Genomic DNA, 24,550 nt, shown 5'->3' with positions numbered 1-24,550 from the left:
GGCGCACCCTTTTCGTGTTCTCACGGTCCGGAGTTGCGCGAAGACATCACGCGCCCCGGACCTGGAGTCGCGAACATCTGATGTGGCTGCAGCACGGACGTAGCGGTCCCTTCGTACCGAAGCGCCGCCAGCCGACAGTCAAGACGCGAGGTCCTCGCGGTGGATCCGGCAAGACCGGCCGGTAGACTGGGCCGCGTAAGGACGGATTGGGGGATCCACGGCGGGCTCGCACTGCTGTTCCGCTGGTCAGTCGACGCCAGCACCCCAAGGAACCGCCTTGACCTTCTTCCAGGACCTGCCCGTACCCGAATTACCACCCCGGGGCCGTACCATCCGTTACGTACCGCCCGTATGGGCGGGCGCCCCGCGGCATGAGCTGCCCGCGGTGGTGGGGGTTGGCCGTTTCCTTCATCTGTCGCCAACGTTCGTCATGGCTGTTGAAGCCGTCAAGGTGTATTCCACGGGTTGCCTTTTTGATCTGTCGTGGAAGTTGCGTCGGCATGACGAGAACGACGAAGAATGGGCTGAGCTCAACGCTTCCTTCTTCAGCCAGCCGCACGCCCGGTGGGCCAAGGCCAGCATGCCTCTCGCGGCCCTTCTCTGCGGAGTGGAGTTTGCTGACGGCTCCAAAGCCTCCACCGTGGCGATGCTGAACAGACCCCACCCTGCACCCGACGCACCCCAGCCGGAGCCGCCGGTGGTTCTCTTTCAAGGCCAAGGCGGCAGCGGCGGGGACGACGAGATGGCGGCCAGCGGAACCCTCTGGCTGTGGCCCTTGCCGCCGGCGGGAGCCATGCGCCTGGTCACCCAATGGACCGACATGGGCATGCCCGAAACCTCCATTGACCTTGACGGAACCCAACTCCGCGATGCCGCGGCCGGCGCCCGGCAGTTCTGGCCGGAAGGTGACGGAGAGTAATGGCACTCGACAGCTTGGTCCTGTCCGTCGTCTTCGTGGCAGTGTTCTTCTACATCCTCTACGGCATCATCCGCGCTGCCGTCCGTGACGGCATCCTCCAAGCCGACGAACGGCGACAGAAAGCCCGTCAAACGGTGGGCGGCGGCGGACATGAAATGTAGGCGCCACAGGCTAATAGAGGAACACCAGCCCACCCTTCATGCGCTTGTCCTAGTCTTCGTCGCAGGTTGGCGGTCCCGATCGAGTCACCACGGCAGATTCAGCAGGAGGACCACGCCGATGGCAACCCCCAGCACAGCAATCCCTGCGCCCACTATCCGGTAGACACCGCTGTCGGGAGCCGACCCCTTTGCATACAGCGAGGCATTGTTCTGAGCGACCTGCCCCAGCCATTGCGCCGATCCGCGGACGTCGGCAAGAAGGCAGGTTCCCAACAGTACAGCGGCGCCCGCCGCCACACCCCCCGCATAAACAAAGTAGGGCCGCCCCATTTGGCCAAGCAGGACCATGGCCGCGACGGAGAGAAAGAGTAACCCGCCAGATAACATCAACGGCCACGGCATCCCAAGTTTAGGTTTCATCAGATCCCCCAAGTTCGCAAAGCGAGTCGTAGTCCTGCCATGAGCATAGAGGCTGAAATGCTACCCATCCGTCCCGGACGGATTAGGGGATCCAGGGCGGCTCACGCCGTCGTTCCGCTGGTTGGTCGCCGCCCGTGGACCAAGGACGACCGTGGCTTTTTCCAGGACCTGCACGTCCCGGAGCCACCCCGCCGCGCCCGCAGGACGAGAGCGACGAAGAATGGTCCGGGCTTGGCGCCCCATTTTTCCCCCAGCGGCACGCATGGGCATGCCAGAATCGTCCACCACGTTGGACGGTGCCCAGCTTCGAGACGCCGCTGTCGACGCGCCGCAGTTCGTCTCGGCGCCCTCCAAGCCGACGCCGACCGTCAGCAATTAGCTACAGTGATCCAGGTGACGCTTGAGAGAAAAATGTCCTTCAGCCGATCGTTGGCTTGGTTGGCATGCATAGCCGGTATCGTCCATGCCGGATTCAGCTTGTACTGGGCTCTGGGTGGGCAATGGCTTGTAGCCACGGTGGGCCAATGGGCGGTCCAGCTGTCCGTGGAGGCCCCGCTTGAGGCAGGGCTAGTGCTTGGCCTCGTTGGGATAGGAAAGTTGCTGGCAGCGACGATCCCCGTCGTCGTCGCTTATGACCGTATGCCCTGGCGAAGATTCTGGCGTGCGGTGAGCTGGGCCGGAGGCCTGCTCCTGGTCAGCTACGGGGGCGTGAACACCGTCGTCAGCAGTGCCGTCCTAGGAGGGTTGATCCATCCTTCAGGTGGCTATGACCTCAACGCGATGATTGGACACGCATGGTTGTGGGATCCCCTGTTCTTGCTTTGGGGTACAGCCCTGGTTATCTCGCTCTGGACCTCGCGAAGGAGCTCACCAGTGATTGCGTAAGTCCAATCAAGGTGGGCCGGAAGCTGGTGTGTCCGCTGCAGCACACGCCTCCCTCCGGGTTCCCCATGTCTAATTCCGACCGCTTCGCTGGACCGGCATCGACGGGGTCTTCTTCACTGCCGGCGCTGCCTTCGTGGTGTTCCTTGGCTCTGGATGGCGGGCGAGGCGAAGCAACACCCACTCGAAACGCGATAGGCAGACCATTATCCGGACGAAGAGCTCCGCCCATCAGCTGGCCCCGACCAAGCGAACGGACGGCACCACTTCCGCCGGAAGCGACTACGGGTTTGGAACAAGCTTGAAGGCATAACGGGTTTTGGTCCCGCTGCTCGGGACCATGCTGAATTCTGCTCCCCGGGTCCGGAGCTCAACAGGGGCCTTGAAGACGTTTCCGTTGCAAGGGATGCTCATCGGGCTCAAAACTTCCGCCCCTGTCCAACTGGCCACTGAAAACTCAACGTCGGCCGCTCCGTCGCAAAGGAACTGCACTTCGTAGCTGCCCGGTTCTGCCGATAATCCTTGGCTCGTGGGCGAGCTTGAGCTGGCGGCACCCGCCAACTGTCCAGGCAGTTTGGGTTGAAGCTGCCGAGCCACCCATTCCGACATGTCCTCAAACTCTGACGCGCGCGGATCAGTGTTGAGTTCAAGCATGACACCGGCGGCGGCAGGCTTGTCCACGGGCGAGACGGTACTGATGGTGATCGGGCCGCCGGCGTGCCGGACAAATCGCTCCAAGACAGAGTCACACGTGTAGGGCACCCCTATCGTTGGCTTCTCGCCTTGGACAATGGAGACTGTGACACCGTGAACACCAGCACATGCACTCTTGATCACGTAGTCCCCTGGCGCGAGGTCAACCGATAGTTTCCCTAATGGTTCCCCAACCGTCGGCATCCCTGGTTCATCCGAAGAAACCATGAGTGCGCGCGCAACTTCATCAACGTTTTCCTCAAAGGACAGCATTCGCGTGCCGCCGGCCTGGGCCTGGGAACTGACCGGCGCGCTCTCCGGGCCGGTGTACTCACATCCGGCCAGCGCGACGATGAGGACTGCGTATACCAAAGGACCTGTTGCCATGCGCATATGCGTTGCTTCCCCCAAGCTCGCTTATGAATCGAGTCTAGCCCCCGGCAGCGCCGTCCCCCACGTACATGCAGGCCCCGTTGCCAGACTGGGCCGGGCAAGGAGGGATTGGGGGATCGCTCGCTGCGACCGACCAGCGGAGCCGCGGGTGCGAGCCCCGTTCCCGCCAGTATTCGTCACGCTGCCACAATGAGAACCGGATAACGGCCGTTCCGTAGACGACGACAAACACGATCTCGACGGGCATAACTGCAAATCGCCAAGCATCAGGAAGGTTCGGAATTAGATTCCAGACCCCGAAGGCGATCATGAAGGGCAGCGACCAGTACGCGATTCGGTTGATCCTGCGCCGGGCTTCCTCTTTAGAGGCAACCGGCTTACGACTCTGAGGCCCGGTCGGTGCTGCTGACATGCCTGCACTGAACCACCCGACTGGCCCCCGTGCAAGGTGCTTGAGCTGATCTTGCTTCGGAGACTACGAGAATGCAGGCTCAACGGATTCATGATCTTTCGTAGCGCGGCGGGGCTGGCGGCCATCCCCGGATCTGATTGCCATTTGCACCGGTTGCGGAAACATTTCAGTGTGAACTGCCGGTGGACGTACACCGGGCGCGGCGCCGATTACCAGCCAAGGTCAAAGTGGCCAAGCGACTGAAGCTGGCCAAGCTAGTTGGCGCCGCGCCCCCTGTATGTCACAGCGCCAACTAGCTTGTCAGTGGTGCCAACTAAGTCGTCAACTCACAACCAGCCGCAAAACCGCCAACCAGCTTCTGGTCTCACACCCGATTTAGAAGTCCCAGTCCTCATCCTCAGTATTGACAGCCTTGCCGATCACGTAGGACGAACCGGATCCGGAGAAGAAGTCGTGGTTCTCGTCGGCGTTGGGCGACAGGGCCGAGAGGATCGCCGGGTTCACGTCGGTGACGGAAGCGGGGAACATCGCCTCGTAGCCCAGGTTCATCAGGGCCTTGTTGGCGTTGTAGTGCAGGAACTTCTTGACGTCCTCGGCCAGGCCCACGCCGTCGTACAGGTCGTGGGTGTACTGCACCTCGTTCTCGTACAGCTCGAAGAGCAGCTCGAAGGTGTAGTCCTTGATCTCCTGGCGCTTCTCCTCGGAAACCTTCTCCAGGCCCTTCTGGAACTTGTAGCCGATGTAGTAGCCATGCACGGCTTCGTCGCGGATGATCAGGCGGATCAGGTCAGCCGTGTTGGTCAGCTTGGCCCGCGAAGACCAGTACATCGGCAGGTAGAAGCCGGAGTAGAACAGGAAGCTCTCCAGCAGCGTGGAGGCCACCTTCCGCTTCAGGGGATCGTCGCCCTGGTAGTAGTCCATGACGATCTGGGCCTTCTTCTGGAGGTTCTCGTTCTCCGTGGACCAGCGGAACGCCTCGTCAATCTCCTTGGTGGAGGCCAGGGTGGAGAAGATGGAGGAGTAGCTCTTGGCGTGCACGGACTCCATAAACGCGATGTTCGTGTACACGGCTTCCTCGTGCGGAGTCAGGGCGTCCGGGATCAGCGAGACAGCACCAACAGTGCCCTGGATGGTGTCCAGCAGGGTCAGGCCGGTGAACACGCGCATGGTGAGCTGCTGCTCGGCCGGCGTCAGCGTGTTCCAGGACTGGACGTCATTGGACAGCGGCACCTTCTCCGGCAGCCAGAAGTTGTTCACCAGGCGGTTCCAGACGTCCACGTCCTTGTCGTCCTGGATACGGTTCCAGTTGATGGCCTCGACGTGGCTCAGCAGCTTGACCTTTTCGGTCATGTCATCCCCTATGCGTTGGGTGGGTTTTCTCTAAGTTAAAGCGTACGACGGCGGGCGGGCACCCGCCGTCGTACTCAACCTTTGGTCTCGACTGGCTCGACCGCCGGGGCTACAGCATGCAGCTGACGCAGCCCTCCACCTCGGTCCCTTCCAGCGCGAGCTGGCGGAGACGGATGTAGTAGATCGTCTTGATGCCCTTCTTCCAGGCGTAGATCTGGGCCTTGTTGATGTCGCGCGTGGTGGCGGTGTCCTTGAAGAACAGCGTCAGGGACAGGCCCTGGTCCACGTGCTGGGTCGCGGCGGCGTAGGTGTCGATGACCTTTTCGTAGCCGATCTCGTACGCGTCCTGGTAGTACTCCAGGTTGTCGTTCGTCAGGTACGGCGCCGGGTAGTACACGCGGCCCAGCTTGCCTTCCTTGCGGATCTCGATCTTGGACGCCACCGGGTGGATCGAGGAGGTGGAGTTGTTGATGTAGGAGATCGAGCCGGTGGGCGGCACGGCCTGCAGGTTCTGGTTGTAGATGCCGTGCTCCATGACCGAAGCCTTCAGCTCGCGCCAGTCAGCCTGCGTGGGGATGTGCACGTTCTTGAAGAGCTCGCGGACCTTCTCGGTCTGCGGAACCCATTCCTGCTCCGTGTACTTATCGAAGAACTCCCCCGAGGCGTACTTGGACTTCTCGAAGCCGCCAAACGTCTGGCCGGTTTCGATGGCCAGCAGGTTGGAGGCGCGCACCGCGTGGTACACCACCGAGTAGAAGTAGATGTTGGTGAAGTCCAGGCCCTCTTCGGAGCCGTAGTGGACCCGTTCCCGCGCCAGGTAGCCGTGCAGGTTCATCTGGCCCAGGCCGATGGCGTGGCTCTGGTCGTTGCCCTTGGCGATGGACGGCACCGAGGTGATGTTGGACATGTCGGAGACGGCGGACAGCGAGCGGATCGCGGTCTCGATGGTGAGGCCGAAGTCCGGCGAGTCCATGGTCTTGGCGATGTTCAGCGAGCCCAGGTTGCAGGAGATGTCCTTGCCGGTGTCGGCGTAGGACAGGTCATCGTTGTACGTGGTGGGCTGGGAGACCTGGAGGATCTCCGAGCACAGGTTGGACATGATGATCTTGCCGTCGATCGGGTTGGCCCGGTTCACGGTGTCCTCGAACATGATGTACGGGTAGCCGGACTCGAACTGGATTTCGGCGAGGGTCTGGAAGAACTCGCGCGCCTTGATCTTGGTCTTCTTGATCCGGGAATCGTCCACCATCTCGTAGTACTTTTCGGTGACCGAGACGTCGGAGAACGGCATGCCGTAGACGCGTTCGACGTCGTACGGCGAGAACAGGTACATGTCCTCGTCCTTCTTGGCCAGCTCGAACGTGATGTCCGGGATGACGACGCCCAGGGAGAGGGTCTTGATTCGGATCTTCTCGTCCGCGTTCTCCCGCTTGGTGTCCAGGAAGCGGTAGATGTCCGGGTGGTGGGCGTGCAGGTATACGGCACCGGCACCCTGGCGGGCACCGAGCTGGTTGGCGTAGGAGAAGCTGTCTTCGAGGAGCTTCATCACTGGGATGACGCCGGAGGACTGGTTCTCGATCTGCTTGATGGGCGCGCCCACCTCGCGGATGTTGGTCAGGGCGAAGGCCACGCCGCCGCCGCGCTTGGACAGCTGCAGCGCGGAGTTGATGGAGCGGCCGATCGACTCCATGTTGTCTTCGATGCGGAGCAGGAAGCAGGAGACCAGCTCGCCGCGCTGCTTCTTGCCGGCGTTCAGGAAGGTGGGGGTGGCCGGCTGGAAGCGGCCCTCGATGATCTCGTCCACCATCTGCAGGGCGAGCTGCTCGTTGCCGCGGGCCAGGTGCAAGGCAACCATGCACACACGGTCCTCGTAGCGCTCCAGGAAACGCTTGCCGTCAAAGGTCTTCAGCGTGTACGAGGTGTAGAACTTGAAGGCACCGAGGAAGGTTTCGAAGCGGAACTTCTTCTTGTAGGCACGGTTGAACAGTTCACGGATGAAGTTCATCGTGTACTGGTCCAGCGTTTCGCGCTCGTAGTACTGGTTCTTCACCAGGTAGTCGAGCTTCTCCTCCAGGTCATGGAAGAACACGGTGTTGTTGTTCACGTGCTGCAGGAAGTACTGGTGGGCGGCCTCGCGGTCCGCCTCAAACTGGATTTCGCCGCTGGGACCGTAGAGGTTCAGCATGGCGTTCAGCTCGTGGTAGCCCAGGCCCTTGTAGGCGGCCGGCATCTCGGGCTTCCCGGCCCTGGTTACTTCTGTGTCTGCGACAGTCGTGTCCAAAACGTGTCCAATCCTTGGTTGACCCGGGTGACGTCTTCCGGCGTTCCCATAAGTTCGAATCGATAAAGGTGGGGTACTTTGCACTTGGCGGCGATGATGTCACCGGCCATGCAGTAGTTGTCCCCGAAGTTCGTGTTGCCGGCACCAATCACGCCGCGGAGCAGTTGCCTGTTCTGCGGGTTGTTGAGGAACCGGATGACCTGCTTGGGAACGGACCCCTCTCCCCCGGTGCCACCGTAAGTAGGCACCACCAGCACGAACGGCCGGGTGGCGAGGAGGGGTGCGTCCTTCGCGTAGAGCGGGATCCGGGCCACCTCACGGCCTAGCTTCCTGACGAAGCGGCTGGTGTTCTCGGATGCGGAGGAAAAGTAGATGAGCTGGCTGCCGGTACTGACCGGCCCTGCATCAGCCTGTGCACCGGCCAATGCGGACGCCTCCATGCGCTGAGCCGCATGGTCACGCTGTGCTGTGGGTGCCACCATGGACGTCACCTCAGCTTGTTGCTGTCGGGAAAAGCGGAAACCTTAGGCTACGGAGGAAACGGCGGACAGTGCCAGTTCCTCGATCTTGTCCGGGCGGAAGCCTGACCAGTGATCCTGGTCGGTGACCACAACGGGAGCCTGCATGTAGCCCAGTGCCTTCAGGCGCTCCAGCGCCTCGGCGTCCTGGGAGATGTCGACGCTCTGGTAGGTGATGCCCTTTTTGTCGAGCGCACGGTAGGTGGCGTTGCACTGAACACACGCAGGCTTCGTGTAAACCGTTACGGTCATTGTCGCTGTCCCCTTAGTTGAAATCTCTTGCTGGTGCGGTGTCCCCGTCCAAGCCGTATGTAGATACTACATGTAGTGCAGGCGCCTCTTTTGGACCCCAAGATGATGTATTACAAGTATGTCATTTAATGCACCGTTAATCCACAGGCAGGGGCCCATAAAATGGCCGGGATCCCGGGATTTTTGGAAGTTCCGTCCACACCCTGTGGACTACTTAGCCACAATTAACGGCCAGCGTGTCGCGAAATCGACGGCGTGTCGCGGCGTTGTCCACAGGGCTTCCGGGCACGGAAAAGGGGTCCCGAAGTGACCTTCGGAACCCCTTGGGGTGACCAATCGCACCCGCCGCCTGGTGCCGGTGGAAGCGGCGGGAGCCGCTATAGCGGGGCGGGCCTGCTGCAGAGGATCTGCTCTACGCCCATCCGGCCTTCGGCAAAGCTGCGGAGGGCCCCCACCAGGTACAGCCGCCAGACACGGACCACTTCCGGGCCCATCATTTCCCGGGCCCGGTCCAGGTTTTGCTCGAACGTCGCGTACCAGGCGTCAAGGGTGCGGACGTAGTGCCTGCGCATGCCCTCGACCCCCTCCACCTCAAACCCTGCGCCCTCGAGGAAGTTCAACGTCTCCCCCACCGGGCGCATGTGCATGTCCGGCGCGATGAATGATTCGATGAACGGACCGCCGCCGGGGTGGCGGCCGCGCCGGGACATCTGCTGTACCAGCACTTTCCCGCCCGGCGCCAGGTTATCGAACAAGGCCTGGGCGTAGACGGGATAGTTCTTCTGCCCCACATGTTCGCCCATCTCCAAGGAGGCAACGGCGTCGAATGGCCCGTCCGGGATCTCGCGGTAATCCTGTACCCGGATCTCCACCTGGTCCGCCAGGCCGTACTCGTTGATCCGGGCGTCGATGAATGCTTTCTGTTCCACGGAGAGAGTGACACCAACTACCTTGGCTCCATACTGACGCGCGGCATGCAGGCTGAGGGAACCCCATCCACAGCCAACGTCCAGCAGGCGCATACCCGGTTCCAGCCCGATCTTGCGGCACACCAGGTCCAGCTTGTCGCGCTGGGCATCCTCGACGCCGTAGCCGGGACCGGGAGCTTCCGTCCAGTAACCGCTGGAGTAGGCCATCTGCGGGTCCAGGATCAGGCCGTAGAAGTCGTTGCTGAGATCGTAGTGGTGGCTGATCGCGGCGCGGTCACGGATCAGGCTGTGCAGCCGTCCCCGGACCTTGGCCTGTGTTGCCGGGGGCGCCGGCGGTGTCCCCAGGGCCCCGGCCGAGCGGGCGATCCTGCCGATCCCGGCGATGACTCCGGGCGTAAGGCGGATGCCGGACAACCGGCGCTGCCGGACCACTTCCCACAGCTGCTGCAGCGCCGAATTGAGGTCACCGTCAATGTCCAGTTCACCCGTGACGTAAGCCTGTGCGGCGCCAAGTTCGCCGGGGTTCCACAGCAACCGGCGGATGGCGTCCGGGCTGTTGAGCCGGACCACCGGGGCGTCCACCGGCCCCGCTTCCGAACCGTCCCAGGCCTTCAGGCGGACAGGCAGGTCCCCGCCCACCACAGGCCTCAACACCTCTGCGATCGTTTCGGCAAGTGCAGCGGTCATCAGCGGCCTCCGTTGACGGCAGCGTTCTTCCTCCGGTCCAGCACAATTTGCTGGACGTTCAGGTAGCCCGAGGCAAAACCGGCCCTTGAATAGCAAAGGTAGAAGAGCCACATCCGCTGGAAGACGGCGTCGAAGCCGAGTTCAGCAACCTCGTCCTTCCGCGCCATGAACCGTTCCTCCCAGAGGCGCAGCGTCTCGGCGTAGTGTTCGCCGAAGGCAAGGCGTTCACGCACCTGCAGTCCGGTCCGCTTCTCTGTGACTTCCTCGATGGCCCGCACCGACGGAATCACGCCGCCCGGGAAGATGTATTTGTGCACCCAGGTGTATCCGGTCCGGGTGGCCAGGAGCCGGTCATGCGCGATGGTGATGGCCTGGATGGCCACCTTTCCGCCGGGGGCAAGGACACGCTCGATGGTTTGGAAGTACGTGGCCCAATATTCGTAACCGACGGCCTCGATCATCTCGACCGACACGACGGCGTCGTATTCGCCCTCCACGGCACGGTAATCCTTCAGCTCAATGGTCACCTGGTCCGCGTAGCCTGCCTCCGCCACCCGTTTCCGGGCCAGCGCCTGCTGCTCGCTGGACAACGTGACCGAGTAGACGGTGGCGCCGCGGGCGGCTGCACGCAGCGCCAGTTCGCCCCACCCGGTGCCGATCTCAAGCACCCGGGTTCCGGGTCCGACGCCGGCCTTGTCCAGCAGTCGGTCGATCTTCGCCTGCTGGGCGGCGGCGAAGCCCTCCCACGGCATGTCCTTCACGGCGCTTCCCGATGCCGGGAAGAGCGCGCTGGAGTAGGACATGGTCTCGTCGAGGAACGTGGCGAACAGTTCGTTGGAGAGGTCGTAGTGACGGGAGATATTGGAGCGGGTGTTCTTCAGGGAGTTGCGTTCCGTCCGCGGCTGGCGCGGCAGGAAAATGGACCGCAGTTTCTGCAGCGGAACCGGTATCAGGGTGCCCGCCCGCTCCGCGAAGACCTCCAGCACTGCTGTCAGGTTGTCTGCATCCCAGTCGCCGGCCATGTAGGACTCGCCCAGGCCGATCAAGCCCCCGTCGCCCAGCCGCAGGGCAAACTGCGCGGGCCGGTGGATGGTCATGACGGGTGCGCCCGAGCCGGCCGGGGCAGAACCCAGCACCTGGCCATCGGGGTAGCGCACCTCGAGCGGAAGGCGCCGCACCGCGGCCTTGAAGATCCCGTCCGCAATCCGCGCTGCACCGTTCGCCTTGAAACCCGAAGGCACGGCGGCAATTCCCGGCCAGATGCCCGCATCGATGGACGCGGGTGGCCGCGGCACGGTGTACGGTGCGGCGGAACCGTGATGGTCCGCCGGCCGCTCAGCCGAGGCGGTGCCGTTATCGTCCGTCATTGTCATTGAACTGCCTCCTGTGGGGGGTGATGTGGTCTGGCGACGACGGGCAGGCGTCTTGCCCAGAGCTTAACGCCCTGGAGCCTGATAAGTGCGGATACCAGCATCGGCGCGGCAGGCACTGCAACGGCTGCCGCGAGGATGTTCCGGATGGTGGCCGGTTTACGCCTGCCGTCCATGGTTGCCACGAAGGGTCGGTGCCCTTCGCGTTCCAGGACGATTGACACCGCAAGCCGCTCTCCGGGGGCGGGTAGCTTCATCCGGTATTCGCCGTCAACGTCGTTAAAGGGTGAAACGTAGAAAACCTTCGGCACTGACGCGCGTCCCGAGGGGTCTGTCCGGAGCAGGTAGCAGTGCCGTTCGCCGTAGGTGTTGTGGACCTCGGCCACCACGCACCGGAGCTCTCCGTTGGTGCCGTAGCACCAGAAAAGCGTCAGCGGGTTGAAGACGTAGCCAAAAACCCTGGCACTGGTCAGCATGTGGATGGGGCCGCCGTCGGGCTCGATTCCCTGCGTCCGCAGGTAACGCTCCACGTTGGCCCTGAAGCTGGCCCCGGGATCGCCCAGATGGTCTCCCGCGCGGAATTCCGCCAGTGGCCGGAGCAGGCGGGGCAGGCGTGGCAGGTCATCCACGTCCACGAACCAGCTGTAGCTGCGGTAGGTGAACGCGTTCTTCAGCGGGGTCTGCCGCACATGCGAGATGGCGGTGCGGTAGATGGCGGCACCCATGGTCACGCCGGTTCCGCGGCAAGCAGTTCCCGCTCCCCCTCGCCGGAGGAGTTTCCGCCGTCATCGGCCCTGGCCACCGGCCAGGTGCGGCCGAGCTGCTCCGCGGCACGGACCCCGGAGAGGGCGCCGTCTTCGTGGAAGCCCCAGCCAAGATAGGCCCCGGCATAGGCGATCCGGTCGTTGCTGAGAGCCTTGATGGCCTGCTGGGCCTGCAGGGACTCGGGGGTGTACTGCGGGTGCTCGTAGACCATCCTGTCCAGGACCGCGACGTCGGCAATCAGTTCGGACTCGCCAAGACTGACCAGGTACGGCCTGCCGTCGGCCGGTTCAAGCCGCTGCAGGCGCGTCAGGTCGTAGCTGACCAGGACTTTGTCCGGTCGGGCGTCGCAGCCGGGAAGCCGGTAGTTCCATGAAGCCCTGGCATTCTCCGCCGCGGGCAGGACTGCGGGGTCCCGGTGGAAGACGGTGTGGTTGACCGAGTACGGCATGCCGCCGAGCGCTTCCTTCTCCGCAGGCGTTGCGTCGGCCAGGAACCCCAGTGCCTGCGCCGGATGGGTGGCGATGACGACGGCGTCGAAGGCTTCCAGCCCAGCGGCAGTTGCCAGTTCCACACCGTCAGGGGTCCGCCGAAGGGCAGTGACCGGGGTTTCCAACCGGACATCGGGAAGGGTCGCAGCCAGCTTTTCGACGTAGCGGGCGGAGCCGCCGGTGACGGTGCGCCACTGCGGTGAGCCTTTGATGCCCAGCATCCCGTGGTGGCCGAGGAACGTGAAGAGGTACCGCGCAGGGTAGGACAATGCGGTGGTGGGGTCGCAGGACCAGACGGCGCTCACTACCGGGGTCATGAAGTGCGAGATGAAGTAGGGGCTGAATTTTTCCCGCTCCAGGAAGGCGCCGAGCGTCAGGTCGGGAACGTCCACCTCGCCGCTGACGGCCGACGGCGGCGCGGTCCTGAGCAGTTCGCGCGCCTTCCGGTAGAAGCGGGTGACCTCCAGGAGCATCAGCAGGTAGCGGCCGCGCAGCAGGCTCGACGGTTTGGCGATGATGCCGCGTGCGCCGTCCCGGGCGCCGGCATATTCGAGTCCGCAGCCGTCACAGCGGATGGACATGCTCATCTCCGAGTCCTGGGTTTCCACGCCCAGTTCGGCGAACAAGCGCAGCAGCGTGGGATAGGTCCGTTCATTGTGAACAATAAAACCAGTATCGACGCCGATGGCGCTGCCGTCCGGCTGGGGCATGTCGTGGGTGTGGGCATGGCCGCCCAGGCGTGAATCTGCCTCGAACAAGGTGACGTTGTCCTGCCGGTTCAGCACGTAGGCGGCCGTAAGTCCGGCCACGCCGCTGCCGATGACGGCGATGCGCCGTCGCCCGCCTGCATCTACTGCTGGATTAGGTGACAATTCGTGCTCCTCTGTTGGACATCTGCCGCCGGACCGGGTGTACAGAGGGCAATTCGGTACCGTGGCGGCGGCGGATGGGTGCAGTACTGTGGGCTGGTGGTAAACCCCGTGCACTTGAAGACCTTATTGGAGGTCACGCGGCTTGGCTCATTCGCCGCGGCCGCCGCGACACTTGGTTATACTGCCTCCGCTGTTTCGCAGCAGATGTCCGCCCTGGAGCGGGACACCGGCGTCACGCTCTTCCAGCGCTCGGCGCGGGCCGTGGTCCCTACGGAAGCCGCCGTCGTCATGACCCGCCACGCCGCGAAAGTGCTCACGGACATCGAAGCCCTGATGGCGGCAGCGTCCAGGGCACAGGACACGGGAAGCCAGGAGCTCCGGCTGGGAATCTTCCCCAGCCTCGCCACCTATGTCCTGCCCCGGATCCTGAAAAATCCGGCCTGGAAGAAGCTGGGCATCGACCTGCGGGTGTCCGTGGCTGAACCGGGCCAAACCATCCAGGGGCTGCGGACGGGCGGCGACCTCGACCTGGCGGTAGTGTTCCAGGTGGGCCAGACCGGCTTCGCCTGGCCCAACACGATCAACCGGCAATGGATTGGCGACGACGACTTCCGGGTGGTGCTGCCTGCCGGTTGGGGATTCCGCGCCGACGCGAAGGTGGCAGCGGACCATCTCTCCGACATGCCATGGATCATGCACCACCCCGGCACCAGTGATGCCATGGTGATTGAGCGGCTCTTCGCCGGCTGCAACCTGCACCCGCGCGTGGTGGCGCACAGCGACGACTTCCACGCAAGCCTGGAAATGGCAGCTGCCGGGCTGGGCGCCGCCCTTGTCCCGGAGCTCGCGCTGCGGAACAAACCGGCTGGGGTGGTAGTGCTGGACGTCCCCGAGATCCGGCTGGCACGCAACGTGTTCGCGCTTCTGATCAATGACCGGAAAACGGCACGGGTGCAGCTGTTCGTCGACCTGCTGGCTGAAACCCTTGCCGGCATGCGCACCGCAGTGAATTAGCCCCGAACGCTGGAATGGGCCGGACTTCGGGTCTATGTTGAGAATATGAACAAGGTAGCGAGCCAGCACTTTGGAGAGATCGACCTGAACCACGGCATGGATCATCTCTTCGCCGCCCGGCACGAGCTGCGCGGCCACCCGCTGGAACTCGACCTGAACATCAATGCCCACGACCACTTCGATGAAGCCGCGCTCCGGAAAGTCGAATACCGGCTGCGTTTCCTGCCCGAACTGGTGGACGAGGTCCGCGAGATGATCGCCGAGGAACTTGAGCAGGAGGGCACCAGCCCGCAGGAATACCTGCATTTCCACTGCAACGCGCTCAAGGAAGAACATCTGCACAAGGTGTTCGGTGTCCAGGACCGCAGCCAGCTCACCAATGAGGTGTTCCTCAAAGCACTGAAGCTCGGCCATGTGGGCATCTACCCCGGCCAGCCCGAACGCTACTTTGTCCTGGACTTCACCCTCGGCGAGCACTTCACCGATGAGGTCCTGGTGGCCTGCGCTGACCAGGACGGCGTGGTCGACGACGAGATCGTCTGGGAGTCGTGAGGTTGCCGGCGCTGTTGTGACACCCCGGCACTAAGGAGTGCAGGCGCCATGGATGTGTTTAATGACAGTCGCGGAACCCGGCGGCTGGCGTCCTCGCTGCTGCTGGCCGGCGTCGTGGTGTCGATCCTCGCCGGCGTCCTGCACGCCGAATCCCACGACGCGAATGATCACGTGGCATCCTTCACCGCCTACGCCAACAGTGGAATCTGGACCGCCGTGCATCTGGGCCAGTTCGTGGGCATGGCGTTGGTGGGCGCGGGCCTGGTTTGCCTGGGCACCGTGCTCGGTGGCCAGCGCCGGTCGCTCGCGTGGACCGCACGCTTTGGTGCCCTTTTCGCTGCTGCGGCCATTGCGCTGTACGCGGCCCTGCAGGCGGTGGACGGGGTGGCCCTGAAACAGGCCGTGGACGCCTGGGCTGCCTCGCCCGAACCGGAGAAGGCCTCGCGGTTCGCCACGGCTGAGGGCATCCGCTGGCTGGAATGGGGCATGCGCAGCTATCAAAGTATCCTGCTGGGCACGGCGTTGGTGTTGTTGGGTTTCGTGGTGGCCGCTTCGCACCGAATGTCCCGGACAGCCGGTTATGCGATGGCGCTGGCCGGGCTGGCCTATATGGCGCAAGGGTGGATTATCGGGGAATCCGGGTTCTCCGCCGACAATGCGGTACCGACGCTGGTGGGCATTGCGGCCATCGTGGTGTCGGCGGTGTGGCTGACGGTCGGCGCATGGCGGATGAAGAAACCGGCGACGGCCGGCCACGTGATGTGACCGGCCGCCTGCCCGCTTCTCAAACTTCCTACTTGGCCGCTTCCAGCAGGCCGGCGCGGACCGTCTGGGTTGCCTTGGCCAGGTTGCGCAGGGATTCTTCGGTCTCGGCGTAGCCACGGGTCTTCAGGCCGCAGTCCGGGTTGACCCAAAGCTGGCGGGACGGGACGTGCTTGACGGCGGTGGACAGCAGCTCGGTGACTTCGGCTTCGCCCGGAACGCGCGGCGAGTGGATGTCGTAGACGCCGGGGCCAACGCCACGGCCGAAACCGTGGGACTCGAGGTCGTGGACAACCTCCATGCGGGAGCGGGCTGCTTCGATGGAGGTCACATCGGCGTCCAGGCCGTCGATCGCGTCGATAATCACGCCGAACTCCGAGTAGCAGAGGTGGGTGTGGATCTGGGTGGCGTCTGCGGCACCGGCGGTGGCCAGGCGGAAGGAGTCAACGGACCACTTCAGGTAACCGGCCTGGTCCGCCTTGCGCAGCGGGAGCAGCTCGCGCAGGGCGGGCTCATCCACCTGGATGACCTTGATGCCGGCGGCTTCGAGGTCGGCGATTTCGTCGCGCAGCGCCAGGCCAACCTGGTTGGCGGTCTCGCCCAGCGGCTGGTCGTCGCGGACGAAGGACCAGGCCAGGATGGTGACGGGCCCGGTCAGCATTCCCTTCATGGGCTTGGCGGTGAGGGACTGGGCGTATTCCGCCCATTTGACCGTGATGGGGGCGCTGCGGGTGACATCGCCCCACAGGATGGACGGGCGGGTGCAGCGGGAGCCGTAGGACTGGACCCAGCCGTGGACCGTGACGTCGAAGCCTTCGAGGTTCTCGGCGAAGTACTGGACCATGTCATTGCGCTCGGGCTCGCCGTGCACCAGGACGTCGTAGCCCAGCTCTTCCTGCAGGTCCACGACGCGCTTGATCTCGTCCTTCATGAGCCGCTCGTACTGGTCGTCGCTCAGCTCGCCCTTGGTGTTGCGGGCACGTGCGGAACGGATCTCCGAGGTCTGCGGGAAGGAGCCGATGGTGGTGGTGGGCAGGGGCGGCAGCTGCAGCGCCGCTTCCTGGGCGGCTTCGCGGACGGCGTATTCGGAACGGCCGAAGTCGGCGGCCGTCAACGCTTCGGTGCGGGCCCGCACATCCTGGCGGCGGACACCGTGGGCGGTGGCACGCGAAGCGATCACGGCGGTGGCGTCATCGATGGCTGCCTGTGCGGCCGCGGGGTCGGCCAGGTAGGACGCCAGGATCTTGACTTCGGCGGCTTTCTGGTCGGAGAACGCCAGCCAGCTGCGGAGCTGCGCGGACAGCTGGGTTTCTTCCTCGACGTCGTGGGGAACGTGCTGGGTGGAGGTGGAGGTGGAGACGGCAACCTTGGCGGCGGCGCCCTTCAGCTCGTCCAGCTTCGCCGCCGACGCTGCAAGGTCGTTGCGCCAGATGTTGTGCCCGTCAACGACGCCGGCAACCAGGGTCTTGTTGCCCAGTCCTGCCAGCGCCGCGGCGGACGGAACGGCGCCCTTGAAGACGTCGATGTGCAGGGCGTCGATGTTGGTGGCAGCAAGGGTGCCAAGCTGTCCGTCGAGGGAACCGTACGGGGAGGAGACCAGGATCTGCGGGCGGTTGGCCGCAGCGGTCAGTACCTCGTAGGCCCGGGCAACCGCGGCTTCGATCTGGGCGGCAGGGAGGTCCTGGTCGACCACCAGGGCGGGCTCGTCGAGCTGGACCCAGCTGGCGCCGGCGGCAGCGAGCTGTTCGAGGAGCTGGACGTAGATGGGGAGGATGTCCGCCAGCCGCGACAGCGGCGCAAAGCCGGCCGGTGCGTCGTCTGACGCCTTGGACAGCAGCAGGTAGGTGACCGGACCCACGATGTAGGGGCGGGTCTCGATGCCGTTCTCCAGCGCGAACGCGAACTCGTCCACCTTGGCGGTGGAGGCAAGGGTGAATTCAGTCTCCGGGCCGATCTCCGGGACCAGGTAGTGGTAGTTGGTGTCGAACCACTTGGTCATTTCCAGCGGCTGCTGGTCCTTGTTGCCGCGGGCCAGGGTGAAGTACGCGTCGATGTCCAGGCGGCCCTCGGCGTCGAGGAGCTTGCCGAAGCGGGCCGGGACGGCGCCCAGGTGGGCGGTGGTGTCCAGGACCTGGTCGTAATAGGAGAACGTCCCCGGCACGGCGGCGGCTTCGGTCAGGCCAAGGTCCTGCAGGCGCCGGGCGATGGTCAGTTGGATGTCCTTGGCGGCGGCGTCGAGGGCGGCGGCGTCAATTTTGCCTGCCCAGTAAGCTTCAACGGCCTTCTTGAGTTCGCGGCGGCGGCCGATGCGCGGGTAGCCGAGCAGCGATGCCGACGGGAACGGGGTGTTTTTGGGCGCGGTCAGTTCAGGCATGGAGTTCTCCTAGGAAGTGTGGAGCGTGCGGGGGTGGTCTGTGGGGTTCGGCCGGGAAGTGCTCAGCTGGCGAGCTGGGGCCGGGCGGCGGAGTCCCGGCGGGTGCCCAGGCGGCTGTGGCGCGGCAGGGCCAGCTTGTCCAGCACTTCGAGCGCGCTTTGGTGCTCGTTGAAGGTGTAGAGGTGGATACCGGGGGCTCCGGCATCCAGGGCGGCATTGGCCAGGTCCACCGTGGCGTCGACGCCGATGTGGAGGCGTTCGAGGTCGCTGTCGGCGGCGGCCAGGCGTTCCATCAGTGCGGGTGCCGGTTCGACGCCGGCCAGTTCACCGAGCCGGGTGAGCCGGCGGAGGCTGGTGAGCGGCATGACGCCGGGGATGATCGGGATGGTGACTCCGGCGCGGCGTGCCCTGGTGAGGAGGTTCGCGTACTGCTCGGTCTCGAAGAACACCTGGGTGATGGCGAAGTCGGCGCCGGAACGCTGCTTGGCCAGCAGCACCTCGACGTCGTGTTCCTCGCTGGGCGATTCCGGGTGCCGGGAGGGATACGCGGCCACGCCGACGGCGATCTTTCCGGCGCAGAGCAGGGCTGAACGCCGCTGCTCCACCCGCCTGATCAGCTCGATCAGGTCCTGGGCGTACCGCAGTGCACCGTCGGAGGGCCGGACGCCGTCCTTGGGCAGGTCGCCCCGCAGCGCGAGGATGCCCCGCACTCCGATGTCCAGCAGTTCGCCGATGATTCCGGCCAGCTCCTGCGGCGTGTTTCCAACGCAGGTCAGGTGTGCCAGCGGCCGGAGGGTGGTCTCGAGCAGGAGCCGGTTAATGAGTTCGACGGCGGTATCACGGTTGGATCCGCTGGCACCGTACGTCACGGAGACGTAGTCGGGCGCCGTGGTTTCGAGTTCACGGATGGTGGTCCAGAGCGTCTCGGCGGCGGCCGGGGAGCGCGGCGGGAACAGCTCATAGGACAGTGCCACCGGGGCGGTGTCCGAGAGGTTTGGGTGTGCTTCAATGAGGCTTGGTGGTGACATTTGCGTCCTTGGCTTTGGGCCACTGGGGTTGCCTGCCGGTAAATCTACAGGGAAACCCGCAATGAATTGAGTTTGGGGAACACGGAGGGACTCCATTGAGGACGCAGCCGCGACTGTTACGCCTGGAATGAAGTAGTCCGTGAGCAAATGTCAGGCCCACATGGGGGCACCCACACCCTCCGGAACGGAGGATCGCTGACACGTTACCGCGGTAACTTGTCTACGACTCTATGGGGGCACGGAGGGTTCATTCAAGTCGGCAACCGAATAAGACGCAGTTTTACGGCGTGTTCCACACCCTCTGCAGAATTTCCTTCGCCGGCGGACCAGCCCTACCAGGGCCGGTCCGGCGCCGTTCCGCTGGAGTCGTCCAGGTATTGCTCGCGTTCACGGCCGCTGTTCCGTTCCCGCTCGGCCTGCCGCGCACTGTCCCGAAGTTGGTCCAGCTGGCTTTGCCGCGCCTCTGCCGAAGGGTCAGGCGCGGGCTCCGCCGACGGTGCCGCTGTTGGGCCTGGCCCTTGGGCGGCCGAGCTAAGCTTTCCTTCCAGCCGTTCGGCGGCTTGCCCCAACCGTCCACCGGCCCCGGCTGGCGCGTCCGGCGACAAGCAACCCGGTGCCTCCTTCGCCGCGGACAGTGCGGCCTGGTACAGGGCAGCGGCCGACGCCGGATCCCCGGCCTCCAGCCGTTCGTCACCAAGGCGTTCGATCACCAGGGCCAGGTTGACCCTGATCAGGCATTCATCCCCGGAACCGGCCGGGACGGTGCGGAGCGCCGTTTCGAAGTCGGTCCGGGCGGCCCCGTAGTCTCCGCGCAGCACCGCAGCGCCGCCGGCGGCGAACGGCGCTTTGTGCGGCTCCACCACGTTGGCCACGCCGAGGCCACCGGCGGCGGCGTCCACGCCGGAAGCGTCCCCGGCCGCGTACCGTACGGCAGCATGCTCGGCGAGGACGCCGAGGCTGAGGAGCTTTGCCGCCACGCACAGCGCCAGGAGCACCGGCAGCAGCGACCAGAGCAGCAGGCGACGGCGGCGGACCGGAGGCCTCACCGTACGGCCTCCGCCCGTGCCGGCCGCGGGAGCCCGCGCAGCCGGCGCAGGACCGCCGCCGCTTCGGGCAGGGCCAGCAGGAACGCACCGGCGGCCAACAGCCAGTACACCTCGGTCCGGGCCGCGACGGAACCGTCGCCGTCCGAGTGTTCCGCCTTTCCCGGGTGCACCTGCCGCATCATGTCCGCCACCGGGGCGCCCGCGTCCCGATGCACGTACGGTACGCCCAGTTGCGCCGAAATGGTCCGGAGCCGTCCCTCGTCGATGACGGAGCGTGCGTCCCCTGCGCCGTTGTCCTGGACATATCCGCCGTGCGGTCCTGTCCCAGCGCCGCCGGCAGAGCCGTCGCCGGCGTCCAGGCCGGTGTTTTCCTTCATCCGGCCGCCCTCCGCCGTGCCATAGCCGAGGACCGCTCCCCCAGCCACCAGTCCGGCGTCGAAAGCCATTGCCTCCGGTTCCGTGCCACTGGTCTGTTCCCCGTCACCCAGGTAGTACACCAGCCGCGGGCGGCCGGGGTGGCTGTCCCGGGCGGCGGCCAGCCGCTCTGCGAGGACCTGCCTGGCGGCGGTGATGCTGCTGCCCTTGGCGTAAGCGGTGACTTGGGGCTCGAGGACGTCGGTGATGGTCTCAAGGGCCAGGGTATCGGTGCTCAACGGCATCCGGACATGGGCGGTGGTGTCGAAGGTGATGACTGAAAAACGCGCGCCCGGCAGCTGTTCCGCAATGGCCTTGATGTCCTTGCGGACGCCTTCCAGCCTCGGGGTTGCGCCGCCGTAGTCCTCGGCCACCATGCTGGTGGTGGTGTCCACCACGAAGAACACGTTGAGGTCCGTCGAGGCGGCCGGCACGTTACCGCCGGGCAGGCCGGGCCGCAGGGCTGCTGCCCCGACGAGCAGGACGACGGCGGAACGCCTGAACCATGCACGGCGCCCCGGCCCGGCGGGACGTGGCGGCGTGCCATGCCGGCCGCGCCTCAGCGGTGGCTGCACCTGCCACAGTGCAGCGCAGAGTACCAGTGCAGACAGAGCTGCGGTGGCCAGCGGTACTCCGGGAACCTCCGTCAGCACGGCCCGCGGCGCTCCCTGGATTGCAGCAGCCTTGGTCTTTTCGACGCCGGACACGATACCGGCCACGGCGTCAGGGCTGTCCAGGGCGTAGTAGGAGCCGCCCGTAGACTCCGCCGCAGCCCGCAGCCGGGCGCCCGGCTGGTCCGTCCCGGCGCCGTAGTCAACGTCTCCCGGATTCAGTGCGTAGACGTGCACCGACCTTTCCTTGGCCAGTTGCGCCGCCTGCTCCAGGGTCATGATGGGTTTGCCGGAAAGGAAGTTATCAGTGGCCAGCACTACCGACCGCGAGCGCTGCGGTCCGGCGGCACCCGGGCCGGTGGCGCCCTGGAAACTGTTCAGGCAGGACGCCAGGCCATCGCCGATCAGCGAGGAACCACGGCCGCTCCAGGTGCCGTCCAGGAATCCGGAGCTGCCGGGCTTGCCGTCGAAAGCGTCCTTGGCGGCCTGGAGTTGCTCCTGGGCGTAAGCGTAATCGTCCGTCAGCGGGAACACCTGGATAGCGCTGCTGTCGAAAATGGTCAGGCCGATCCGCTCGCCGTCGAACTTCCTGGCCAGGCCGGCGAAGACGTCCACCACTGCGGCGTCGGCGTTGCTCATGGAGCCGGATGCGTCCAGGCAGAGCATGATGTCCCGGTTGTGCTGCTCCGGCCTGGTGGTTGCCACGTCCACGGGGCGGGCAGCAGCCACCGCCGTCGAGGCCAGCAGCAGGGCACACGCGGTCCCGGCCACGAGCAGCCATCTCCGGTGCCGCCGAAGGGCTGCCTGGTATTCCGGCAGCGCGGTGAGCCGGTCCGCGTGGGCCACCGGACGGCGTCGAACGTCTTCCCGTCCGTTGCGCCGCAGCCCGGCCCACACGGCCCACGCCACGGCAGCGGCAGCCGGCAGCAGCACCCACCACAACATCAACTCCATGCGCGCACCACCGCCGAAGTCCTTGCCGCGGAGGCGCCCACGGAGGGCAGCGGACCGGGCCCGAATTCGGCCGGGTAGAGGGCTTCGACGGCGTCCGCGGCCGCAGGAAGCGGGTGCTGCGCCAGGTCCTGCTGCGTCATCCGGGTGGCGTCCACCCCGGTGGCGTCCCGGACGAATCCGCGCAGGAGCATGCTGATCTGCTGGTGCGCGGCCCGGGCGTCGAGGGTGCCCGCCGCAGCATCGAGTTCCACGTCACGGATGCGCTGCAGGTAGGCGGCCTTGAGCGACGGGAGGTCTGTCAGGGCGGGACGCGCCGGTTCGGAACCGGAAGCGGGGCCGGTACGGGAGCTTAACCACACGTAGGCGTACCAGCCGGCCACCAGGGCCAGGATTGCCGCTCCGCACCACACCCATGCGGGGTTGTACGGCAGCGGTCCGTAGAATCCGGGGTCAGCCTGCACGCCGGTGCCTTTCCAGCAGGGCAAACAGACCGGTCATGACGTCGTCGCTGGCGGCCACATCCCCCTCAACGATCCCCGCAGCACGCAGCATGGCCTTGCGCTCCGCATCGCGCTGGGCGGCCGCGGTGGCATAGGCGGCCGCCACGCCGGCCGCCGCCGCAGGCTGCCAGGCCAGGACCGCGGAATCGGCCACGCTATAGGAATCGGAGGTGGAAGATTCCCGTATCTCCTGGCTGGACGGCGCCAGGTCCGCGTCCCGGACCGTCAGCCAGAGGATCTCGTGCTGCGCGCGGAGCCTGCGGAGGAGCTGGCCCGTGGCGTCATCAGCGGGCAGTTCATCCGCGACGACGAACAACAGGCGGCGGCCCTTGACGTTGGCGGCCACGTGCTTCAACTGGTCCTGGAGCCTGCTCGGGGGGCCGTCCAGCCTGGTGTCGGTGTCGACGTGCCTCAGCAGCCGCTCCAGGTGCTCCTCACCGCCCTTAGCGGGCAGGGACCGGGTGGTGGAAGAGTCGCCGCAGACCAGGCCCACCACATCCCCATGGCGGAGGGCAAGGTAGCCCAAGACTCCCAGTGCGAGGATGGCAATGTCCTTCTTTGCCTCCCCGGATTTGGCCTCCGCAGCCATGTTGCGCCCGGTATCGGTAACGAGGAGGACTGTTTGCCTCCGGACTGCCACATAGCGCCGGATCAGGGGTGAGCCGTGGCGCGCCGAGGCCTTCCAGTCGATGTCGCGGACCTCGTCACCGGGAACGTAGGCGCGCAGGTCATCGAAGTCGAGGCTGCGGCCACGGAAGACGGAACCGTATTCGCCGTCGAGCATTCCCCGGGCTTTCCGGTGCGCGAAGATGGCCATCTTCGACTTCACGCGCTGGAGCAGGCTTGGCATGCGGGGTCAGGGGGTCTGGATGGCTGCGACGATGGCGTCGATCACCGATTCGACCGGCACTTGCTCGGCCACGGCGTCGAAGTTCAGGATCAGCCGGTGCCGCAGCACACGGTGGGCCAGCGACTTGACGTCCTCAGGGACCACGTGGTCGCGGCCATTCAACAGGGCCACCGCGCGGGACGCCTGGCTGAAGGCGATGCTGGCGCGGGGGCTGGCGCCGAATTCGATGAATCCGGCAAGCCGGGAGTCGATGTACTGCGAAGCATGCCGGGTCACGTACACCAGCCCTACGATGTAGTTGATCACCGCAGGATCAATGTAGATCCGCCTGGCGAGGGCCTGGATTTCGGTGATGGCGTCGAGGGAGGCGGCGGCAGCAGGCTTCTGGTCCGCGGTGAAGATGCCGGCATCGATCCTGCGGATAATCTCCGCTTCCTCCGCAGGCGAGGGGTAGTCCAGCACATCCTTGAGCATGAAGCGGTCCATTTGGGCTTCGGGGAGCTGGTATGTGCCTTCCTGCTCGATCGGGTTCTGGGTGGCCAGGACCAGGAACGGTGAGGGCAGCCGGTAGTCCTGGCCGCCGATGGAGGTCTGGCGTTCCTGCATGGCCTCCAGCATGGCGCTCTGGGTCTTGGCGCTGGAGCGGTTGATCTCGTCCAGCAGCACGATGTTTGCGTGCACCGGACCCAGCTGGGTGACGAAAGTTCCTTTGGCGGCGTCGTAGATCTGGGTTCCCACAATGTCGCTGGGCAGCAGGTCCGGGGTGCACTGGATGCGGCGGAACTCGGCGCTGACGGCCTCGGCCACCGTTTGCGCCGCAGTGGTTTTCGCCAGTCCCGGGACGCTTTCGAGGAGGATGTGGCCGCCGGTCAGCAGGCCCACCAGGAGCGATTCGCGCAGCCGGGACTGCCCCACCACCTTGGCGTCGAAACTGCGGGAAATGTTCGCGACCACCTGCTGCGCCCTGGCCAGCTCCGCCGGTTCGATTCTTGCGGGCACGCTGGTCGAAAGCACTGGTATTCCCCCTGGTGACGGTGATGGAGTCGCGGGCCG

Annotated in this window: 23 protein-coding genes; 6 read left to right on the top strand and 17 right to left on the bottom strand. The window is 65.3% G+C overall.

Features of this window, described 5'->3' with window-relative positions:
* The first annotated feature begins 277 nt into the window (after nucleotides 1-277).
* Nucleotides 278-919, top strand: a complete 642-nt coding sequence (locus QRM96_RS00575) for a hypothetical protein (RefSeq protein WP_285317941.1) — start codon at nucleotides 278-280, stop codon at nucleotides 917-919.
* Nucleotides 919-1,080, top strand: coding sequence for a hypothetical protein (locus QRM96_RS00570; RefSeq protein WP_018761527.1), 162 nt, complete (start codon nucleotides 919-921; stop codon nucleotides 1,078-1,080). Before QRM96_RS00575 ends, QRM96_RS00570 begins: the two co-directional genes overlap by 1 nt.
* Before the next feature lie 84 nt (nucleotides 1,081-1,164).
* Here the strand turns inward: QRM96_RS00570 and QRM96_RS00565 are convergent, their stop codons facing one another.
* The gene (locus QRM96_RS00565) at nucleotides 1,165-1,500 is read right to left on the bottom strand and encodes a hypothetical protein (RefSeq protein ID WP_133247071.1); all 336 of its coding nucleotides are present in this window, start codon (nucleotides 1,498-1,500) and stop codon (nucleotides 1,165-1,167) included.
* A gap of 39 nt (nucleotides 1,501-1,539) precedes the next feature.
* On the opposite strand from QRM96_RS00565, the gene QRM96_RS20985 reads away from it, so the two are divergent.
* Nucleotides 1,540-2,385 (top strand): DUF3995 domain-containing protein, encoded by an 846-nt coding sequence (locus QRM96_RS20985; protein WP_350224052.1) that lies wholly within the window; start codon nucleotides 1,540-1,542, stop codon nucleotides 2,383-2,385.
* A 279-nt stretch (nucleotides 2,386-2,664) separates the two neighbouring features.
* On the opposite strand, the gene QRM96_RS00555 is transcribed toward QRM96_RS20985, so the two are convergent.
* The 9 genes from QRM96_RS00555 to QRM96_RS00515 all read right to left on the bottom strand — a co-directional run bounded on the left by QRM96_RS00555 (nucleotide 2,665) and on the right by QRM96_RS00515 (nucleotide 13,392).
* Nucleotides 2,665-3,468: a hypothetical protein gene (locus tag QRM96_RS00555; protein WP_285317937.1), complete on the bottom strand. Its 804-nt coding sequence runs from the start codon at nucleotides 3,466-3,468 to the stop codon at nucleotides 2,665-2,667.
* A gap of 787 nt (nucleotides 3,469-4,255) precedes the next feature.
* On the bottom strand, nucleotides 4,256-5,230 hold the full coding sequence (nrdF, locus tag QRM96_RS00550; protein ID WP_018761532.1) for a class 1b ribonucleoside-diphosphate reductase subunit beta: 975 nt from the start codon (nucleotides 5,228-5,230) through the stop codon (nucleotides 4,256-4,258).
* 109 nt (nucleotides 5,231-5,339) lie between these two features.
* Nucleotides 5,340-7,460 (bottom strand): class 1b ribonucleoside-diphosphate reductase subunit alpha, encoded by a 2,121-nt coding sequence (gene nrdE, locus QRM96_RS00545; RefSeq protein WP_285246337.1) that lies wholly within the window; start codon nucleotides 7,458-7,460, stop codon nucleotides 5,340-5,342.
* Between the two features lie 20 nt (nucleotides 7,461-7,480).
* Entirely contained in the window at nucleotides 7,481-7,951 is a 471-nt protein-coding gene (gene nrdI / locus QRM96_RS00540; protein ID WP_026264518.1) for a class Ib ribonucleoside-diphosphate reductase assembly flavoprotein NrdI, read from the bottom strand.
* 84 nt (nucleotides 7,952-8,035) lie between these two features.
* Nucleotides 8,036-8,281 carry a glutaredoxin-like protein NrdH gene (gene nrdH, locus QRM96_RS00535; protein WP_013601222.1) on the bottom strand — a complete coding sequence of 82 codons (246 nt, stop codon included), beginning with the start codon at nucleotides 8,279-8,281 and terminating at the stop codon, nucleotides 8,036-8,038.
* Between the two features lie 377 nt (nucleotides 8,282-8,658).
* Nucleotides 8,659-9,897 carry an SAM-dependent methyltransferase gene (locus QRM96_RS00530; protein ID WP_018761536.1) on the bottom strand — a complete coding sequence of 413 codons (1,239 nt, stop codon included), beginning with the start codon at nucleotides 9,895-9,897 and terminating at the stop codon, nucleotides 8,659-8,661.
* Entirely contained in the window at nucleotides 9,897-11,270 is a 1,374-nt protein-coding gene (locus tag QRM96_RS00525; protein ID WP_285317935.1) for a class I SAM-dependent methyltransferase, read from the bottom strand. Before QRM96_RS00525 ends, QRM96_RS00530 begins: the two co-directional genes overlap by 1 nt.
* Entirely contained in the window at nucleotides 11,267-11,998 is a 732-nt protein-coding gene (locus QRM96_RS00520; protein WP_285317933.1) for a DUF1365 domain-containing protein, read from the bottom strand. The genes QRM96_RS00525 and QRM96_RS00520 overlap by 4 nt, the downstream gene beginning before the upstream one ends.
* Nucleotides 11,995-13,392, bottom strand: a complete 1,398-nt coding sequence (locus QRM96_RS00515; protein ID WP_109044484.1) for an NAD(P)/FAD-dependent oxidoreductase — start codon at nucleotides 13,390-13,392, stop codon at nucleotides 11,995-11,997. Before QRM96_RS00515 ends, QRM96_RS00520 begins: the two co-directional genes overlap by 4 nt.
* Before the next feature lie 96 nt (nucleotides 13,393-13,488).
* Between QRM96_RS00515 and QRM96_RS00510 the strand changes: the two genes are divergently transcribed.
* From QRM96_RS00510 to QRM96_RS00500, 3 genes are read left to right on the top strand one after another with little or no spacing between them, the layout of a single operon-like run.
* Nucleotides 13,489-14,406: a LysR family transcriptional regulator gene (locus tag QRM96_RS00510; RefSeq protein ID WP_026264521.1), complete on the top strand. Its 918-nt coding sequence runs from the start codon at nucleotides 13,489-13,491 to the stop codon at nucleotides 14,404-14,406.
* Nucleotides 14,407-14,451: 45 nt separating this feature from the next.
* On the top strand, nucleotides 14,452-14,958 hold the full coding sequence (locus QRM96_RS00505) for a DUF2004 domain-containing protein (RefSeq protein ID WP_018761541.1): 507 nt from the start codon (nucleotides 14,452-14,454) through the stop codon (nucleotides 14,956-14,958).
* Between the two features lie 48 nt (nucleotides 14,959-15,006).
* Nucleotides 15,007-15,723: a DUF4386 family protein gene (locus QRM96_RS00500; RefSeq protein ID WP_285317932.1), complete on the top strand. Its 717-nt coding sequence runs from the start codon at nucleotides 15,007-15,009 to the stop codon at nucleotides 15,721-15,723.
* A 28-nt stretch (nucleotides 15,724-15,751) separates the two neighbouring features.
* Here QRM96_RS00500 and metE read toward each other — a convergent pair whose 3' ends face one another.
* The 7 genes from metE to QRM96_RS00465 all read right to left on the bottom strand — a co-directional run bounded on the left by metE (nucleotide 15,752) and on the right by QRM96_RS00465 (nucleotide 24,511).
* Nucleotides 15,752-18,094, bottom strand: a complete 2,343-nt coding sequence (gene metE, locus QRM96_RS00495; protein ID WP_285317931.1) for a 5-methyltetrahydropteroyltriglutamate--homocysteine S-methyltransferase — start codon at nucleotides 18,092-18,094, stop codon at nucleotides 15,752-15,754.
* A gap of 62 nt (nucleotides 18,095-18,156) precedes the next feature.
* Nucleotides 18,157-19,122: a methylenetetrahydrofolate reductase gene (locus QRM96_RS00490; protein WP_018761544.1), complete on the bottom strand. Its 966-nt coding sequence runs from the start codon at nucleotides 19,120-19,122 to the stop codon at nucleotides 18,157-18,159.
* A 332-nt stretch (nucleotides 19,123-19,454) separates the two neighbouring features.
* Entirely contained in the window at nucleotides 19,455-20,168 is a 714-nt protein-coding gene (locus tag QRM96_RS00485) for a hypothetical protein (RefSeq protein ID WP_285317929.1), read from the bottom strand.
* Entirely contained in the window at nucleotides 20,165-22,147 is a 1,983-nt protein-coding gene (locus QRM96_RS00480) for a vWA domain-containing protein (RefSeq protein ID WP_285317928.1), read from the bottom strand. The genes QRM96_RS00485 and QRM96_RS00480 overlap by 4 nt, the downstream gene beginning before the upstream one ends.
* Nucleotides 22,138-22,608: a hypothetical protein gene (locus tag QRM96_RS00475; RefSeq protein WP_018761547.1), complete on the bottom strand. Its 471-nt coding sequence runs from the start codon at nucleotides 22,606-22,608 to the stop codon at nucleotides 22,138-22,140. The genes QRM96_RS00480 and QRM96_RS00475 overlap by 10 nt, the downstream gene beginning before the upstream one ends.
* Entirely contained in the window at nucleotides 22,598-23,497 is a 900-nt protein-coding gene (locus QRM96_RS00470) for a DUF58 domain-containing protein (RefSeq protein WP_285317927.1), read from the bottom strand. Before QRM96_RS00470 ends, QRM96_RS00475 begins: the two co-directional genes overlap by 11 nt.
* 6 nt (nucleotides 23,498-23,503) lie before the next feature.
* Nucleotides 23,504-24,511 (bottom strand): AAA family ATPase, encoded by a 1,008-nt coding sequence (locus tag QRM96_RS00465; RefSeq protein ID WP_285317926.1) that lies wholly within the window; start codon nucleotides 24,509-24,511, stop codon nucleotides 23,504-23,506.
* Nucleotides 24,512-24,550: the final 39 nt, after the last annotated feature.

This window comes from Pseudarthrobacter sp. lyk4-40-TYG-27 (assembly GCF_030209295.1).
In the GTDB taxonomy this organism is placed as follows: domain Bacteria; phylum Actinomycetota; class Actinomycetes; order Actinomycetales; family Micrococcaceae; genus Arthrobacter.
Note: the sequence above shows the minus strand (reverse complement) of the source record. Positions and strands in the feature narration are given on the sequence as shown.

Coding starts and splice junctions, on each gene's coding strand:
- QRM96_RS20985 (WP_350224052.1), top strand. CDS start 1,540: ATGAGCATAGAGGCTGAAATGCTACCCATCCGTCCCGGACGGATTAGG.
- QRM96_RS00555 (WP_285317937.1), bottom strand. CDS start 3,468: ATGCGCATGGCAACAGGTCCTTTGGTATACGCAGTCCTCATCGTCGCG.
- QRM96_RS00565 (WP_133247071.1), bottom strand. CDS start 1,500: ATGAAACCTAAACTTGGGATGCCGTGGCCGTTGATGTTATCTGGCGGG.
- QRM96_RS00525 (WP_285317935.1), bottom strand. CDS start 11,270: ATGACAATGACGGACGATAACGGCACCGCCTCGGCTGAGCGGCCGGCG.
- nrdF (WP_018761532.1), bottom strand. CDS start 5,230: ATGACCGAAAAGGTCAAGCTGCTGAGCCACGTCGAGGCCATCAACTGG.
- nrdH (WP_013601222.1), bottom strand. CDS start 8,281: ATGACCGTAACGGTTTACACGAAGCCTGCGTGTGTTCAGTGCAACGCC.
- QRM96_RS00470 (WP_285317927.1), bottom strand. CDS start 23,497: ATGCCAAGCCTGCTCCAGCGCGTGAAGTCGAAGATGGCCATCTTCGCG.
- QRM96_RS00500 (WP_285317932.1), top strand. CDS start 15,007: ATGGATGTGTTTAATGACAGTCGCGGAACCCGGCGGCTGGCGTCCTCG.
- metE (WP_285317931.1), bottom strand. CDS start 18,094: ATGCCTGAACTGACCGCGCCCAAAAACACCCCGTTCCCGTCGGCATCG.
- QRM96_RS00570 (WP_018761527.1), top strand. CDS start 919: ATGGCACTCGACAGCTTGGTCCTGTCCGTCGTCTTCGTGGCAGTGTTC.
- nrdI (WP_026264518.1), bottom strand. CDS start 7,951: ATGGAGGCGTCCGCATTGGCCGGTGCACAGGCTGATGCAGGGCCGGTC.
- nrdE (WP_285246337.1), bottom strand. CDS start 7,460: ATGCCGGCCGCCTACAAGGGCCTGGGCTACCACGAGCTGAACGCCATG.
- QRM96_RS00480 (WP_285317928.1), bottom strand. CDS start 22,147: ATGGAGTTGATGTTGTGGTGGGTGCTGCTGCCGGCTGCCGCTGCCGTG.
- QRM96_RS00490 (WP_018761544.1), bottom strand. CDS start 19,122: ATGTCACCACCAAGCCTCATTGAAGCACACCCAAACCTCTCGGACACC.
- QRM96_RS00505 (WP_018761541.1), top strand. CDS start 14,452: ATGAACAAGGTAGCGAGCCAGCACTTTGGAGAGATCGACCTGAACCAC.
- QRM96_RS00530 (WP_018761536.1), bottom strand. CDS start 9,897: ATGACCGCTGCACTTGCCGAAACGATCGCAGAGGTGTTGAGGCCTGTG.